Consider the following 16,031-nt stretch of genomic DNA (forward strand, 5'->3'; position numbering starts at 1 on the left):
TATGGACGGCGGGAGGGTGGGCGTGTCTGCTACGCCGTCTATTGCGCGAGGAGAATGGCCATGGGGCCAGTTTAACGGGGTGTGCAAGTGCTTTTGCCGCTGCCGCGGGCTCCCGTGGGCTCTCGTGGGCTCCTGCGGGCGGAGCCCTTCCGGGCAGGGGCAGGCGGTGCGGGACGGTCCCGGGAGACCCGGGCCGGGTGCCCGGAAGGGGCACCCGGCGGGACGGCTCCGCGGGGTGATCGTGCTCGGGCCGGTCCGGCGGCGGCCCGGTACGGCCCGGCCGACGGCGGCCCGGCCCGCGCGGGGCCGGTGACCGCGGGCGTCGCGGCCGGACCCCGAGGGGCCTGTGACCGCGGGCGTCGGCCGGAAGCCCCGGTGGACGGCCCCGGCGGGGCGGCTCCGCCGCGGGCGTTCCCTGAGCGGCCGGAGCCCCCGTGGACGGGCCCCGGCCCGGGCGGGGTGTTTCAGGCGCCGCCGGTGTGGACCTGGAAGGCCGCCCGGCGCAGCGCCTTGGCGAGGGCCGGATCGGGATGGGCGGCCGCGAGGGCGACCAGGACCTGGACCGTCCGGGGGTGGCCGCCGGAGCGGACCTCGTCCAGCAGCGCGGGGACCGTGCCCTGGACGGCCGCGTCGAGATGGCGCAGCAGCAGCTGGGGCTCGCCGTGGTCGGCGACGGCCGCCGCGGTGTCCACCCAGAGCCAGGTGGCCTCGTCCCGGGTGAGGACGTCATGGGCGTCCTCGGGGTCGACTCCGTCGTACTCGGCGAGCCACAGCAGGGCGTACGGCCGCAGGGACGCCTCCGTGGCCGCCGCCCGTACCTCGGACTCGGCGGGGGCGCCGACGACCCGGAGGGCCTCGAAGGCCAGTCCCCGCAGCAGGGCGTCCTCGCCGCGGGCGACGGCGAGCAGTTCCGCGACGGCGACGGCGACGGTCCGGGCGGCCAGCCAGGCACGGTACTCGGCGCGGGCGGGTCCGGGGGTGAGCCGGGCACAGCCGCGGAGCATGTCCTCGGCGGGCTGCTCGATGTTCCCGGCCGGGCTCTGGGCGGCGACGCAGATCTGCTCCAGCTTGACCCAGACCGCCCAGTTGCCGAGCGGGGTGAGGGTGGCGGAGCGGCCCCGGTCGAGAGTGAGGGCGCCGACGGCGGCGAGGCCGTCGAGGGCCCAGTCGAGGAGGGGTGCGACGGGTACGGGCGCCGCGGTGCGGCCGGCCGGGTCCACAGGGGCGTCCGGGGCACCCGGGGCGCCCGGGGCGCAGGCCACCTCGCAGCGTTCCTCGCGCAGCTCGGCGACCCGCTGCTCCAGCAGGTCGAGCAGCGCGGGCACCAGGACGGGGCCCGCGGAGAGCTGGAGCAGGGACAGCAGCTGGGGCACCGCCTCGACGACCTCGGCGACGGCGGTGGGCGCCACGTCGCCCGGGGCGGGGTGCACCAGGGACCAGGCGTCGAAGAGGGCGACCCAGCCCCGCAGGACGGCCATGTCGTCGCGGTCCCAGGCACGCAGCCGCCAGCCGGGGCGTGCGGTGCCGCCGTGGAGTTCGACGAGGCCGGCGAGGCGGGCCCGGTCCCAGCCCGCGCGGACCTGGTCGAGACTGAGCGCGAGGGCGGCGGCGGCCCGTTCCTCGGTGCCGCCGGTGAGCGGGACCGTACCGGCGGCATCACCGTCGACGGCGGCGGCCCAGCGGGCGATACGGACCGCCTCGGACAGCACGCCGCGGGCCTGGCGGGCCAGTTCGGACGGGGGTGGGGTGCCCTCGGGGGGCCTCGGCGCGGGCCGGGTGCGCCGGGTGGTCACGGCCTTGCGTGCGCTGGTCAGCGGTCGCGGGCGGACAAGACGGAGTCTGGGGTTGCGCGCCAATTGCTCATCAGGCTTTCGGGACGTCACGGGGAGCAGTCTTCCCGTTGACGGGCCGAAAGCCCAAACGGAACCGGGCGGACCGGCCCGGTGAGGTGGTCGCGGCGGACGGGACGGTCCGTGCGGAAGCCGGTTTCGGGAGGGGTGCGGGGGTCTGTCCCGGGGGCGAACAGGGGCACAACAGGGGGCGCATCAGGGGTTGAGCCGGGGGATCCGTCGAGGGTTCGGCCGGGGGTTCGGTCGGCGGTTCGGCCGGGGGTTCGGCCGGGGGTTCACATCAGGGGGGTGAGGAAGCGGCGGAGCGCCTCTTCGTACGCATCGGGGTCGGCGTTCCACATCGCCGCGTGGGGGGCGTCGAGTACGGCCCTGAGGGTGACCAGGTCGGGGCGGGCGGCCGCGAGTTCCCGGGACGCCGCCCAGGGGGCGACGGTGTCGTCCGGGCCGTGGAAGACCAGGGTCGGTACGCGGACAGACCGGGCGTCGGCGGCGACCGGCACCCGGTCCCGGTAGAGCCCTGCCCGGCCGCGGGCCGCGCGGACGAGCAGCGGCACCAGCGGGGCGGGGGTGTGCCGGGCTCGGGCCAGGGCGCGCAGGGCGGCCTCCTGGTCGAGGACCGGGGAGTCGAGCACCAGACCGGTGACCCGGTCGCGGAGCGCGGAGTTGGCCGCGGTGTGCAGGGCCATGGTGGCGCCGGTGGACCAGCCGTGGAGGACGATGCGGCGGGCGCCGCGGTCGGCCGCGTACCGCAGGGCGGCGTCCAGATCGCGCCACTCGGTGTCGCCGAGGTGTCCGAGGCCGTCGGGCGACCGGGGCGCGCCGGGGTCGCCGCGGTAGGCGACGGCGAGTACGGGGAGGCTGCGGCGGTGCAGGAAGGGCAGCAGGTTCAGGGTGTGTTCGCGGGTGGCGCCGAGGCCGTGGACGGCGATCACCCAGGTCTCGCGGACCCCGGGTACGAACCAGGCCGGGAGGGGGCCCAGCTCGCCGGGGACGGTGACCTCTTCGTAGGCGATGCCGAGGGCGTCGGCGGGGTTGCCGGTGTGGAGGCGGGGGGTCATCCGCACCTTGGTGCCGCGCACCGGGGGGTGCGGGCCCGGGGAGTCCAGCCGGCGGACGACGGTGTCGGGCGATTCGGCGAGCCCCTCCAGGACGGGTCCGGCGACGGCGTGGACGCCGTGTCCGGCGAGGCCGTAGGTGCCGGGGCGGCGGGAGGCCAGGCTGCGGGTGAGCGTGATCCGGCCGGGGGCGGTGGCGTGGACGGTGAGGCGGCCGCCGCCGGGGAGGGCGCGGTCGGTCGCGGGCCGGAGCGTGGTGTCGACGGCGTGGCGGGCGGCGGCGAAGGCGGTGCCGAGGCCTGCGAGCGTGGTGACGGCGGCGGCCGTCGCGATTACCGGGCGCACCGTTCCAGTGTGGTGACCCCCGCGCTCCTCTGCCAGCGGGGCGCCTCCCGGCGGGGGCCTCCGCAGTTCCGGCGGCAGGGGCGGCGAGGCAGTGACGGGGCGCTGGGGGCGGGCCCGGTCGCGGGGACCGCCGCTCCGGCGACCGGAACGGCAGGGCGGAGGAGGGGTGCCGGGTTTCCCCTTGCCGAAGGCACGGCGGGCTGCCGAGAAGCGGCCCCCGGCCTGCGGCCCGGCAACGGCCGGCACCGCGCCGTACGCCTCCGGCGCGGCCACCTGCGACGGGGGCATATGGGCGCCTCCCCGTCATCGCCGCCGTCAGGCCGACCCGTAGACCCGCGCCGGAGGCGTACGGGCGGCCCGGGCGGGCCCTTCGCGGGTCCGGGCCCGTGGGAGGGCCCGGGCGGGCCCTTCGCGGAGCCGGGCCCGGGGGAGCCGGGCGGCCCGGGGGCGGTCAGCCCGGCTGGCCGTACCCCCGAAGGCGCCCGCCCGCCTCCGCCAGCTGCTCCGGTGTGAGGAGCTTCGGCGCGAGCCCGGGGACCGAGGACGCGAGCAGCCAGACCCGGCACATCCACTCCAGCTGTGCCGTGCGGTCGTACGCCTGGTCCAGCGTCGCGCCCACGGCGACCGTGCCGTGGTTCCCCAGCAGGCAGGCCCGGCGGCCGTCGAGCGCCGTGAGCATCCGGGCGGCGAGCTCCTCGGAGCCGTACACCGCATAGGGCGCGACCCGCACCGGTCCGCCGAGGTCGGCCGTCATGTAGTGGACCGGCGGCAGCTCGCTGACGAGCGTGGAGACCGCGGTGGCGTGCGCCGCATGGGTGTGGACGACGGCCCCCACCTCCCGGGAGCGGTGGACCGCCAGGTGGAGCGGCAGTTCGCTGGTCGGCTCCAGGGTTCCGAGGACCCGGCGTCCTTCGAGGTCGACGGCGGTGACGTCACCGTCCGTGAGGCGGTCGTACGGCACTCCGCTCGGGGTGACGAGGACCAGTGGCCCCACCCGGGCCGAGACATTGCCGGAGGTCCCCACGACGAGCCCCTCCGAGGCCGTGCGGCGGGCCGTGGCGACGAGTTGCCGCCAGGTCTGTTCGATGGCGCTGTCGGACGCGTGTGCGGTCGCTCGGGTCATGGGGCGATCCTGTCAGCCGGTCCCCGCGCGGGACAGAAGCCCCGTGATGGATATCACCACAAGATCGGATGAACGGCGCTTTTCCCTCACCGGAGGGGCACCGCACCCGGCATCCAGGCCTCCGGAAGGGCCTCCGCAACCAAAACGGAATGATGAGAACCGCTTGGGGTCACCCCCAGTCCGGCCCCAGTTCACCTTCCGTTCACCCAGGTTACTTACCTTCGGCGAGCCACTGACCTCCAAAGATTGCCTGGGTAAATGGAACACATCACGCTGCTGCTCGCGATTGTGATCGTGACGGCTCTCGTGTTCGATTTCACGAACGGTTTCCACGACACCGCCAACGCGATGGCCACCACCATCTCGACCGGCGCCATGAAGCCCAAGACCGCGGTGGCCATGTCCGCCGTGCTCAACCTCGTCGGCGCGTTCCTGTCCGTGGAGGTCGCCAAGACGATCTCCAGTGGCATCGTCGACGAGGCAGGCATCACCCCAGAAGTCATCTTCGCGGCGCTCGTCGGCGCCATCCTCTGGAATCTGCTGACGTGGCTGGTCGGACTGCCGTCCAGTTCCTCGCACGCCCTCATGGGCGGTCTGATCGGCGCCACCGTCGCTTCCGTCGGCTTCAGCTCGGTCAACGGCGGCACGGTGATCACCAAGGTCCTGATCCCGGCGATCGCGGCGCCGCTGGTCGCGGGCCTGGCCGGTTACCTCGGCACCCGGCTGACGTACCGCATCGGCCGCAACACCGACCAGAAGAGCACCGACAAGGGGTACAAGGCGGGTCAGATCGCCTCCGCGGGCTTGGTCTCCCTGGCCCACGGCACCAACGACGCCCAGAAGACCATGGGTGTCATCACCCTGGCCCTGGTCGCCGGTGACATCCTCGCCCCCGGCTCCAACCCCCCGATGTGGGTCATCGTCTCCGCCGGTGTCGCCATCGCCCTCGGCACGTACCTCGGTGGCTGGCGCATCATCCGCACCATGGGCAAGGGCCTGACCGACCTCCAGCCGCAGCAGGGCTTCGCCGCCCAGACCAGCGCCGCGACGGTCATCCTGGCCTCCTCCAACCTCGGCTTCTCCCTCTCCACCACGCACTCCTGCTCCGGTGCCGTGATGGGCTCGGGTCTCGGCCGCAAGGGCGGTGTGGTCCGCTGGTCCACCGCCACCCGGATGTTCGTCGCCTGGGGTCTGACCCTCCCGGCCGCCGGTCTGGTCGCCGCCGCCTCCGAGTACGTGACCAAGCAGGGCGACTGGGGCGTGGCCGCCGTGGCGGTCTTCCTCGTGGCCTCCTCCGCAGCGATCTGGGTGATCTCCCGCCGCCAGGTCGTCGACCACACCAACGTCAACGACGTCGACGAGCCGGCCGACGCAGAGTCCCCTGGTGTCGTCACCACCGCCATGGCCGCCGTCACCCCGCCGCCGCCCGCCGGCGCCGAGAGCGGCGAACTGAAGGCCACCATCCACTCCTCCCCCTCCGCCGCGTCGTCGGCCCCCGAGACCGGCCCGGCCAGCCCGGCCGCGGTGTAAGGACAGATCAGCATGAAGATCGACTGGGAAGCCCTGGGCTCCGTATTCGGTGTCAGCCTCATCGGCACCGTCGCCCTGGTGGGCCTGTTCTCCCTCGGAGTCATCGCCCTGACCAAGCAGGACGCGGCCGCCGCCAAGGGTGGCTCGACGGTCCTCCCCCGTACCGGCGCCTACGCCTGCTTCACGGCCTGCGCACTCGCCGTGTCGTACGGCATCTATCTGATCGTCACCTGATCACTGCCTGATCACCGTCCGGCCACTGCCTGACCGGCTCCGATCGGCTCGTGTCGGCTCTCCGATCGGCCCTTGTCGGCTTCCGATCGGCCCGTTTCGGCTCTCCGATCGCTGCCGGCGGGCCCCTGATCCGGATGCCGCCCTCGCGGCGGTGACAGCCGGGCCCTGCACCCTCGTGGTGCCGGGCCCGGCTGTCGTATGTCCGGGGCACTTCGCGGACCTTGTATGTGGCTCTGCGCACACCGCTCCGTCGCAGGTCAACGGCGAGTTGACGGCTGTTCTCACCCCGTGGTGGACTGCCGGGGCCATTACGGAGGCAGTAGAGGAAGCCGGTGCGAATCCGGCGCGGTCCCGCCACTGTCACCGGGGAGAAGGTCCCCCGGGAGCCAGGAACTCTCGCCTCCGTTCACGTCGAACCAGGGCGCGGACACCCTGAGTGAGGACATTCGCCATGCGCGGCAACGGTTCAGTCGGCAGCGGTTCGGCCCCGCCGAGCCCCCTCGGTCCCACCGGCTCTCCCCAGGGCTCCGCCTCCGCGGAGGCCCCCGCGGGCGTCGTCTCCTCTTCCTCGTCTTCCTCGTCCTCCTTGTCCTCCTCGTCCCCCTTGTCGTCCTCCGACTCTTCCGGGCACTGATCCGTGAGGGCCGACCGGATCTTCGCGTACGGCGCCACGGCGGGGCTCCTCGGTGATCTGCTGCTCGGTGATCCCCGCCGGGGGCATCCCGTGGCCGTGTTCGGGCGGGCCGCGGGCGCGTCCGAGCGGCTGCTGTGGCGTGACCACCGGGGCTGGGGCGCGCTCCACACCGCTGTCTGCGCGGGCGGCGCCGTCGCCGTGGCGGCGGGTGCCGCGCGGACCCTGCGCCGCCGACCCCTGGCGTCCGCCGCGTTGACCGCTGCCGCCACCTGGGCCGTGGTCGGCGGTACGTCCCTGGCCCGTGAGGCACGGGCGGTGGGGGACGCGCTGGCGGCCGGGGACCTCGAAGCCGCCCGGGCGCGGCTGCCGCATCTGTGCGGGCGGGATCCGCAGGCACTGGACGGGCCGGAGATCGCCCGGGCCGTGGTGGAGTCCGTCGCCGAGAACACCTCCGACGCGGTGGTGGGGGCCCTGGTGTGGGGGGCCGTGGCCGGGGCGCCGGGGCTCGTCGGCTTCCGGGCCGTGAACACGCTGGACGCCATGGTGGGGCACCGCTCGCCGCGGTACCACCGGTTCGGCTGGGCGGCGGCGCGGCTCGACGATGCGGCGGGCTGGCCGGGAGCCAGGCTCACGGCGGCGCTCGCGGTCGCCGCGGGCGATGACCCGCGGGGTGCGGTACGGGCGTGGCGGGCGGACGCACACGGGCATCCCAGCCCCAACGCGGGCCCGGTCGAGGCGTCGTTCGCGGGCGCTCTGGGGGTACGGCTCGGCGGCACGCTGTCGTACGGCGGCCGGGTCGAGCACCGGGCGGTCCTCAACGGCGGCGCACGGCCGGTCGAGGTCGGGGACATCGAGCGTGCGGTACGGCTTTCGCAACGGGTGGGCGCGCTGACGCTGGGCGTGTGCCTGGCCGGACGGTGGGCGGCGGGCCGACTGGGGCGGTTGGGGCGGCCGGGATACCAGAGGGTGACGGATTTTCCCGGGAGCGGGCGGTAGTCCACAGGCTCCGACGGGATTCGGGCGATGGGTTCAGCATGGGATCCGGTTCGGCGTGGGATCCGGTTCCGCTGCCGGCGGGCGGGTCCGGCCGTAGTGCCTTGCGGGGCTACGGCCGGTGCGTGCGCGGGCGGTGGTGCGCGGGGATGCGGGCCGTCACGGGCAGGCGCGGGCTCACGGGCGGAGCCGTGCGGAGGACATTCGGAGACGACGGGACGGAAAGGAGGCGGTGGTTGATGGAGGGCCGTAGGCGGGGCGGCGGGCTGCTGGTCGCGGGGACGACCTCGGACGCGGGCAAGAGCGTGGTCACCGCGGGCATCTGCCGCTGGCTGGCCCGGCAGGGCGTGAAGGTCGCGCCGTTCAAGGGGCAGAACATGTCCTTGAACTCGTTCGTGACCCGGGACGGCGCCGAGATCGGGCGGGCGCAGGCGATGCAGGCGCAGGCGGCGGGGGTCGAGCCCTCGGCGCTGATGAACCCGGTGCTGCTGAAACCGGGCGGCGACCGCACCAGCCAGGTGATGCTGCTGGGCAGACCGGTCGGCGAGATGAGCGCCCGGGGGTACTTCGGCCGTGCCGGGCGGCGCGAGGAGCTGCTGACCACGGTGCTGGACTGCCTGGACCAGTTGCGGAGCACGTACTCCGCCGTGATCTGCGAGGGCGCGGGCAGCCCGGCGGAAATCAACCTGCGCCGCACGGACCTGGTGAACATGGGCGTCGCCCGTGCGGCCGGGCTTCCGGTGCTGGTGGTGGGGGACATCGACCGCGGCGGGGTCTTCGCCTCCTTCTTCGGGACGACGGCCCTGCTGGAAGCGGCCGACCAGCGCCTGATCGCGGGCTATCTGGTCAACAAGTTCCGCGGGGACGTGGAGCTGCTGCGGCCCGGCCTCTCCATGCTGACATCGGTGACCGGGCGTCCGTTCTTCGGTGTCCTGCCGTACGCGCACGGGCTCGGCATCGACGAGGAGGACGGGCTCCGGGTGTCGCTGCGCGGGGCGGTGCGGGAGTCGATGGTGGCTCCGCCGGTCGGCGCCGAGATCCTGCGGGTCGCGGTCTGCGCGGTGCCGCTGATGTCCAATTTCACCGATGTCGACGCGCTCGCGGCCGAACCGGGCGTGGTGGTGCGGTTCGTGGACCGGCCCGAGGAGCTGGTGGACGCCGATCTGGTGATCGTGCCCGGCACCCGGGGCACGGTGCGCGCGCTGGACTGGCTGCGCCGCCGCGGGCTGGCGGACGCGCTGGTGCGCCGGGCCGCCGAGGGGCGCCCGGTGCTGGGGATCTGCGGCGGCTTCCAGCTCCTCGGTGACCGCATCGACGACGAGGTGGAGTCCCGGGCCGGTGTCGTCGAGGGGCTGGGGCTGCTGCCGGTGCGGGTCAGGTTCGCGGCGGCCAAGACTCTGGCGAGGCCCAGCGGATCGGCGCTGGGCGAGCCCGTCGAGGGGTACGAGATCCACCACGGCGTCGCCGAGGTCCTCGGTGGTGAGCCGTTCCTGGACGGCTGCCGGGTCGGGGAGGTGTGGGGCACCCACTGGCACGGGTCGCTGGAGAGCGACGGTTTCCGGCGGGCGTTCCTGCGGCGGGTGGCCGAGGCGGCGGGGCGGCGGTTCGTGCCTGCTCCGGACACCTCGTTCGAGGCGCTGCGCGAGGAGCAGCTCGACCGGCTCGGCGATCTCATCGAGGAGCACGCGGACACGGAAGCGCTCCGGCGGCTGATCGAGGACGGTCCACCGGCGGGTCTGCCGTTCGTGCCGCCGGGCGCCCCCGCCCCGGTGGCGGCACCCTCGGCGGCTGCTCCGGACGGCGAGGTGCCACCGGCTCCGGCAGGCGGGGTGCCACCGGCTCCGGACAACGGGGTATCGGAGGCTCCGGCCCGGGGCGGCGACGGACGGGAAACAGGGACGCCGGAGCGGACCCGGCAGACGCCTCCGGGGCTCGAAGGTGCCCCGGAGGGACAGGAAGGAGACGCATGAGCAGTACGACCTATCCGTTCACGGCTCTGGTCGGCCAGGACGATCTGCGGCTCGCGCTGCTGCTGAACGCGGTGTCGCCGCGGGTCGGCGGGGTGCTGGTGCGCGGCGAGAAGGGAACCGCGAAGTCGACCGCGGTGCGGGCGCTGGCGGCGCTGCTGCCGGCGGTCGCGGTGGTGCCCGGCTGCCGGTTCTCCTGCGATCCGGGCGAGCCGGACACCGGCTGCCCGGACGGCCCGCACGAGACCGGTGCGGGCGGACAGCGGCCCGCCCGGATGGTGGAGCTGCCGGTCGGTGCCTCCGAGGACCGGCTGGTGGGCGCCCTCGACATGGAGCGGGCGCTGGCGGAGGGCGTGAAGTCCTTCGAACCCGGGCTGCTCGCCGACGCGCATCGCGGAATCCTCTACGTCGACGAGGTCAACCTCCTCCACGACCATCTGGTGGACGTGCTGCTGGACGCGGCCGCGATGGGCGCGTCGTACGTGGAGCGCGAGGGCGTTTCGGTGCGGCACGCGGCCCGGTTCCTCCTGGTGGGCACGATGAACCCGGAGGAGGGCGAGCTGCGGCCGCAGTTGCTGGACCGGTTCGGCCTGACCGTCGAGGTGTCGGCGTCCCGGGAGCCGGAACAGCGGGTGGAGGTCGTCCGGCGCAGGCTGGCCTTCGACGACGACCCGGTGGGCTTCGCGGCGCACTGGGCGGGCGAGGAGGACGTACTGCGGGACCGGGTCACGGCGGCCAGGGCGCTGCTGCCGCGGGTGCGGCTGGGCGACGGGGCGCTGCGGCAGATCGCGGCGACCTGTGCCGCGTTCGAGGTCGACGGGATGCGGGCGGACATCGTGATGGCCCGCACGGCGACGGCGCTGGCGGCGTGGGCGGGCCGGGAGGACGTGCTGGCGGAGGACGTCCGGCAGGCGGCCCTGCTGGCGCTGCCGCACCGGCGGCGGCGCAATCCGTTCGACGCGCCCGGCATCGACGAGGACAGGCTCGACGAGACCCTGGAGCGGTTCGCGGATCCGGGCGAGCCGGACGGCGGTCGGGAACCCGACCCCGACCCCGACTCGGACTCGGACTCGGACTCGGACCCCGACCGGGACCCGGATCCGGACGGGGGCGGCGACGGTCCGGGGCCCGGGGGTCCGGGCGGTGGCGGCGGGCTTCCGCCGCAGCACGGGCCGGACGTACCGGGCACGCCCGACGCGCCGTTGGAAGGTGCTGCGTCCGGGGCGCCGGAGGCCGGTGACGGCGGACGGCCCTCCGGCGGCGGGGAGCAGCGGGCGGTGACGGCAGGTGAGCCGTTCCGGACGAAGCCGCTGACCGTGCCCGGGACGGGTGACGGGGCCGCGGGGCGCCGGTCGCGGGCGCGGGCCGAGCACGGCCGGACGACGGGGGCGCGCCGCCCCCGGGGCGGGCTCGGTCCGCTCCATCTGGCCGCGACGATACGGGCGGCCGCGCCCCATCAGCGGACGCGTGGCCGCCGCGGGCCGGGGCTCGTGGTGCGGCGGGACGATCTGCGGCAGTCGGTCCGGGAGGGCCGGGAGTCCAATCTGGTGCTGTTCGTCGTGGACGCGTCCGGGTCGATGGCGGCCCGGCAGCGGATGGGTGCGGTCAAGGGTGCCGTGCTGTCGCTGCTGCTCGACGCCTATCAGCGCCGCGACAAGGTCGGGCTGATCACCTTCCGGGGCCGGGAGGCGGAGCTGGTGCTGCCGCCGACGTCGTCGGTGGACGCGGCCGCGGCCCGGCTCGGCCTGCTGCCGACCGGAGGGCGGACCCCGCTGGCGGCGGGGCTGTTGAAGGCCCATGACGTGCTGCGGGTGGAGCGGATGCGTGATCCGTCGCGCCGTCCGCTGCTGGTCGTGGTCACCGACGGCCGGGCGACCGGCGGCCCGGAGCCGGTGGCGCTGGCTTCCCGGGCGGCGGGGCTGCACGCCTCGGACGGCACGGCTTCGGTGGTGGTGGACTGCGAGTCCGGCCCGGTGAGGCTGGGGCTCGCGAACCGGCTCGCCGGGGAGCTGGGGGGCGTCGTGGTGACGCTCGACGGGCTCCGGGCCGAGGCGATAGCCGGTGTGGTGAAGGACGTTCGTACCGCAGGTGACAGCAGAAGGGCCGCGTGACCATATGCCGCAGGGACAGCCGTCCGTCGTTCCCGACGACGGGCTCACCACTCGCCAGCGCCGTAACCGGCCCCTGGTCTTCGTCCACACGGGACCGGGCAAGGGCAAGTCGACGGCCGCGTTCGGGCTCGCGCTGCGGGCCTGGAACCAGGGCTGGCCGATCGGGGTGTTCCAGTTCGTCAAGTCGGCCAAGTGGAAGGTCGGCGAGGAGCGTGCGCTGACGGTCCTCGGGGCGTCCGGGGAGGGCGGCACGGTCGACTGGCACAAGATGGGCACGGGCTGGTCGTGGGTCCAGCGGGACCGGCAGCTCAGCAACGAGGAAGCGGCCCGTGAGGGCTGGGAGCAGGTCAAGCGGGACCTGGCGCGGGAGACGTACCGGCTGTACGTCCTGGACGAGTTCGCCTATCCGATGCACTGGGGGTGGGTGGATCCCGCGGAGGTGGTCGAGGTGCTGCGGGACCGGCCCGGCAACCAGCATGTGGTGATCACCGGTCGCAACGCCCCCGCGGAACTGGTCGACTATGCCGATCTGGTCACCGAGATGGGCAAGGTCAAGCACCCGATGGACACGGGTCAGAAGGGGCAGCGGGGCATCGAGTGGTAGCACGTCTCGTCGTCGCGGCCCCCTCGTCGGGCAGCGGCAAGACCACGGTGGCGACCGGGCTGATGGCCGCGTTCGCCGGGGCCGGGCTCGCGGTCTCGCCGCACAAGGTCGGTCCCGACTACATCGACCCCGGGTACCACGCCCTGGCCACCGGCCGGCCGGGCCGCAACCTCGACGCCTATCTGTGCGGCCCCGAGCTGGTCGAGCCGCTGTTCCGGCATGGCGCGGAGGGCTGCGATCTGGCCGTCGTGGAAGGCGTGATGGGCCTGTACGACGGGGCGTCGGGGCTCGGTGAGCTGGCGTCCACGGCCCAGGTCGCCAAGTTGCTGCGGGCGCCGGTGGTGCTGGTGGTGGACGCGTCCTCGCAGTCCCGGTCGGTGGCGGCGCTGGCGCACGGGTTCATCTCCTTCGACCCGGAGGTGCGGATCGGCGGGATCATCCTGAACAAGGTCGGCTCCCCGCGCCACGAGGAACTCCTGCGGGATGCGCTGGAGGCGGTGGGGGTGCCGGTGCTCGGGGCGCTGCCGCGGGGTGCCTCGGTGGCGACGCCGTCGCGGCATCTGGGCCTGGTGCCGACGGCGGAGCGCACCACGGAGGCCGTGGAGGCGGTGGCGGCCATGGCGGCCCTGGTGCGGGAGCACTGCGATCTGCCCGGGCTGCTGGCGCTGGCGCGTTCGGCCCCGGCGCTGAGCGCTCCGGCGTGGAGTCCGGTGCCGCAGCAGCGGACCGGGGTGGTTTCCGGGGTGCTCTCCGGAGTGGCTTCGGGGGCGGAGCCGACCGCGCTCCCCCGGGCCCGCGGCCGGGTCTCGCCCGATCTCACGGGCGCGGTGCCGGGCGGTGCGGGGGCCGCAGGACCCGCCGCGGGCGGCCCGGCGAGGGCGAGCCGCGCGGGGCGGGCAGCGGGGACCGGACCGGTGGTCGCGGTCGCGGGAGGTGTGGCGTTCACCTTCGGGTACACGGAGCACACGGAGCTGCTGCGGGCGTACGGCGCCGAGGTCGTCACGTTCGACCCGGTACGGGACACCGCGCTGCCCGAGGGCACTGCGGGCATCGTCATCGGCGGCGGGTTCCCCGAGGTGTACGCGGAGGCGCTGTCCGCGAACGAGCCGATGCGCCGGGCGGTCGCGGAGTTCGCCCGCGGCGGGGGGCCGGTCGCCGCCGAATGCGCGGGGCTGCTGTATCTGACGCGGTCCCTCGACGGGCTGCCGATGTGCGGTGTGCTCGGCGCCGATGCGCGGATGACGCAGCGGCTGACGCTCGGCTACCGGGAAGCGGTCGCCGTCGGAGACAGTGTGCTGGCCGCCGCGGGGACCCGGATCCGGGGGCACGAGTTCCACCGGACCGTGGTCGAGCCGGGTACGGGTGCTTCGCCCGCCTGGGGGCTGCTCAGGCCCGAACGGCGGACCGAGGGGTTCGTGCACCTCGGGGTGCACGCGAGCTACCTCCACACGCACTGGGCAGCCGTGCCGGCCGTCGCCGCCCGGTTTGTGGAGAGGTGCGCCCGGTGAACGGGCGGCCCCGGGAGTGCAAGGGATGACCAACCCCTCTGCAGAAACGCTTCTTCAGGTGTCTGCGTCGGTTCGGTCCGGTGCCGGGTGCGGCCGCCGCCGGGGGTGCTCCGGTGACGTTTGCGCCCCCTGGCAGGGCCCGGGCCGGCGGGCTCCGGGGGTCCACCGCGTACGGGCGGGGGCTGGGTCACTCGGCGAGGCCGACCACCAGCCAGATGAAACCGGCGCCGCCGACCGTGCAGAGCAGGGTGGAGCGCGCGGGGTGGGTGTGGTGTGCCTCCGGCAGGATCTCCGCGGCGGCGAGATACAGCAGCGCGCCGCCGAAGAAGCCGAGGTAGGAGCCGAGCGCCTCCACCGGGATGGTGAACAGCAGGGTCGACGCGGCTCCGACGACGGGTGCGCAGGCGTCCGCGAACAGCATCGCGACTGCCTTGGTCCGGGTGTTCCCGTAGGCGCTGGTCAGCGTGTACGTGTTGAAGCCGTCGGCGAAGTCATGGGCGATGACCGCGAGCGCGACGGTCAGTCCCATCGCCTCCCCGACCTGGAAGGCGGCGCCGATCGCGATGCCGTCCATCAGGCTGTGCCCGACCATCGCGGCGGCTGCCGTGAGCCCCACCTGCGGTACCCGTGGCCGGCCGCCCGGTGCCGGGTCCGCTTCGGTTCCGGGGGCGGGGAGCGCGCCTGTGCCGGAGTCGGCCGCGCCGTGCGCGGCGCTCCGTGCCGCGAGGAGACGTTCCACCAGATGCGCGGTCAGAAAGCCGCCCACGAAGAGCAGCAGCGCCTGCGGTACGCCGAAGACGGGGGTCCCGGCCGCGGCCAGGGCCTCCGGCAGCAGGTCCAGGCCGACGACCCCGAGCATCAGCCCGCCCGCCAGCCCCAGCACGAGGTGGCGGCGGTCGGTGACGCGATGGGCCGCCCAGCCTCCGAACAGCGTCATCAGGAACGCGCCGAGCGCGACGAACACCGCCATGGGCCCTTGCTAGCGGATTGACCCCCGCCGTATCTCCTTCAGACCCGCCCCATTCACCCGTTTGTCCGAGCCCCGGGGCTGTCGACCATCGACGGGCCGGGCACCCGAGAGGACTTCCCCGTATGTCCGACACCGGCCACGGCGGCTCGGTGCCCGCCGGAACACCGGGCGAGGCGCTTCCCCTTCCTTCCCTCAGCCGGCCCCCGGCGGGGGAAGGCCGGGCGGAGGCGGCCGGGGCCGCGGGGCTGGTCGTCGGGGTCGGTGCCTCCCGCGGTACACCCGCCGGAGAGATCCTCGGACTGGTCCGGGACGCCCTGCGGGACGCCGGGCTCGCGCCGGAGGACGTCCGGGAGCTGGCCACCGTGGACACGAAGGCCGGGGAGCCTGGCCTGGTGGCCGCGGCCCGGGCCCTGGGCGTACCCCTGGTGACCCACCCCGCCGAGCGGCTGGCGAGGATCGCCGTACCGCATCCGTCGGACAAGGCCCTCGCGGCCGCCGGTACGCCGTCGGTCGCGGAGGCCGCGGCGCTCGTGGACGGCGGTGAACTCCTCGTACCGAAGCGCAAGTCGGCTCCCCGGGGGCGACCGGCCGGGGCAACGTGCGCCGTGGTGCGCCGTGGCCGCCCGGCCGAGGCCGATCCCGGCCCGGCGCCCCACCGGCCCCCTTCGACGGCGGACGCGCCGGAGGAATCCAGCCGACCGGCCGGACCGGGCAGCGTGGATCCGGCGTCCGTGGACATGATGACCGTCGTGACGGTCGGCAACACGGCCACCCGCGGGAACGCGGGCCGCGCGGAGACCCCGCACGGCATCCGGTGGCAGTCATGACGGCGGACACCCCACCGCCGCACAGACCCGGCGCCCGCACCACGGGCGCGTACGCCCGCGCTCGAAGCGCCCGGGCGGAGGACGCGTGCCCGCACGGCGTCCGGGTCTGCCGCGCCGGAGCAGCCCCCGGGGTGACCGGGCTTCCCGTACGTCCCCTGCCGTGCGGGACCGGCTCACACGGCCCGCACGGCCCGTACAGCCCGTACAGCCCGTACGGAAGCAGCGCACCCGCCCCGCTCGATGCGCCGGTGGATCCGGCGCGCGCGAGGCGCATCCGACC

Annotated in this window: 11 protein-coding genes, 1 pseudogene and 1 riboswitch; of the genes and pseudogenes, 8 read left to right on the plus strand and 4 right to left on the minus strand. The window is 74.9% G+C overall.

The genetic code is table 11. The features are described 5' to 3' along the window. Nucleotides 1–464: 464 nt before the first annotated feature. From B7R87_RS05805 to B7R87_RS05815, 3 genes are all read right to left on the minus strand, one after another. Nucleotides 465–1,883 carry a hypothetical protein gene (locus tag B7R87_RS05805; RefSeq protein WP_078902411.1) on the minus strand — a complete coding sequence of 473 codons (1,419 nt, stop codon included), beginning with the start codon at nucleotides 1,881–1,883 and terminating at the stop codon, nucleotides 465–467. 242 nt (nucleotides 1,884–2,125) lie between these two features. Continuing rightward, complete coding sequence (locus tag B7R87_RS05810) at nucleotides 2,126–3,250, minus strand: alpha/beta hydrolase (RefSeq protein ID WP_006350015.1); 1,125 nt, start codon at nucleotides 3,248–3,250, stop codon at nucleotides 2,126–2,128. A 451-nt stretch (nucleotides 3,251–3,701) separates the two neighbouring features. Further along, complete coding sequence (locus tag B7R87_RS05815; protein ID WP_006350014.1) at nucleotides 3,702–4,373, minus strand: class II aldolase/adducin family protein; 672 nt, start codon at nucleotides 4,371–4,373, stop codon at nucleotides 3,702–3,704. Nucleotides 4,374–4,631: 258 nt separating this feature from the next. Here B7R87_RS05815 and B7R87_RS05820 point away from each other — a divergent pair, with 258 nt between their 5' ends. From B7R87_RS05820 to B7R87_RS05850, 7 genes are all read left to right on the plus strand, one after another. Further along, nucleotides 4,632–5,903, plus strand: a complete 1,272-nt coding sequence (locus B7R87_RS05820; protein WP_006350013.1) for an inorganic phosphate transporter — start codon at nucleotides 4,632–4,634, stop codon at nucleotides 5,901–5,903. Nucleotides 5,904–5,915: 12 nt separating this feature from the next. Continuing rightward, complete coding sequence (locus B7R87_RS05825; protein ID WP_006350012.1) at nucleotides 5,916–6,137, plus strand: hypothetical protein; 222 nt, start codon at nucleotides 5,916–5,918, stop codon at nucleotides 6,135–6,137. A gap of 272 nt (nucleotides 6,138–6,409) precedes the next feature. Continuing rightward, nucleotides 6,410–6,605: riboswitch (cobalamin riboswitch) on the plus strand. Nucleotides 6,606–6,774: 169 nt separating this feature from the next. Then, nucleotides 6,775–7,767 (plus strand): cobalamin biosynthesis protein, encoded by a 993-nt coding sequence (locus B7R87_RS05830; protein ID WP_130584522.1) that lies wholly within the window; start codon nucleotides 6,775–6,777, stop codon nucleotides 7,765–7,767. A 236-nt stretch (nucleotides 7,768–8,003) separates the two neighbouring features. Further along, a complete protein-coding gene (locus tag B7R87_RS05835) occupies nucleotides 8,004–9,734 on the plus strand; it encodes a cobyric acid synthase (RefSeq protein ID WP_006350008.1) in 1,731 nt (576 codons plus the stop codon). Continuing rightward, entirely contained in the window at nucleotides 9,731–11,842 is a 2,112-nt protein-coding gene (locus B7R87_RS05840; protein ID WP_130584523.1) for a putative cobaltochelatase, read from the plus strand. Before B7R87_RS05835 ends, B7R87_RS05840 begins: the two co-directional genes overlap by 4 nt. Nucleotides 11,843–11,846: 4 nt before the next feature. Then, nucleotides 11,847–12,446: a cob(I)yrinic acid a,c-diamide adenosyltransferase gene (cobO, locus tag B7R87_RS05845; RefSeq protein WP_006350006.1), complete on the plus strand. Its 600-nt coding sequence runs from the start codon at nucleotides 11,847–11,849 to the stop codon at nucleotides 12,444–12,446. Further along, a complete protein-coding gene (locus B7R87_RS05850; RefSeq protein ID WP_130584524.1) occupies nucleotides 12,440–13,954 on the plus strand; it encodes a cobyrinate a,c-diamide synthase in 1,515 nt (504 codons plus the stop codon). Before cobO ends, B7R87_RS05850 begins: the two co-directional genes overlap by 7 nt. 187 nt (nucleotides 13,955–14,141) lie before the next feature. On the opposite strand, the gene B7R87_RS05855 is transcribed toward B7R87_RS05850, so the two are convergent. After that, nucleotides 14,142–14,924: a ZIP family metal transporter gene (locus tag B7R87_RS05855; protein ID WP_006350003.1), complete on the minus strand. Its 783-nt coding sequence runs from the start codon at nucleotides 14,922–14,924 to the stop codon at nucleotides 14,142–14,144. 245 nt (nucleotides 14,925–15,169) lie between these two features. Here B7R87_RS05855 and B7R87_RS05860 point away from each other — a divergent pair. Continuing rightward, nucleotides 15,170–15,571, plus strand: a pseudogene (locus tag B7R87_RS05860) (cobalamin biosynthesis protein); the annotation flags it as partial. Nucleotides 15,572–16,031 lie beyond the last annotated feature (460 nt).

It is taken from the genome of Streptomyces tsukubensis, from assembly GCF_003932715.1.
Taxonomy (GTDB): domain Bacteria; phylum Actinomycetota; class Actinomycetes; order Streptomycetales; family Streptomycetaceae; genus Streptomyces; species Streptomyces tsukubensis.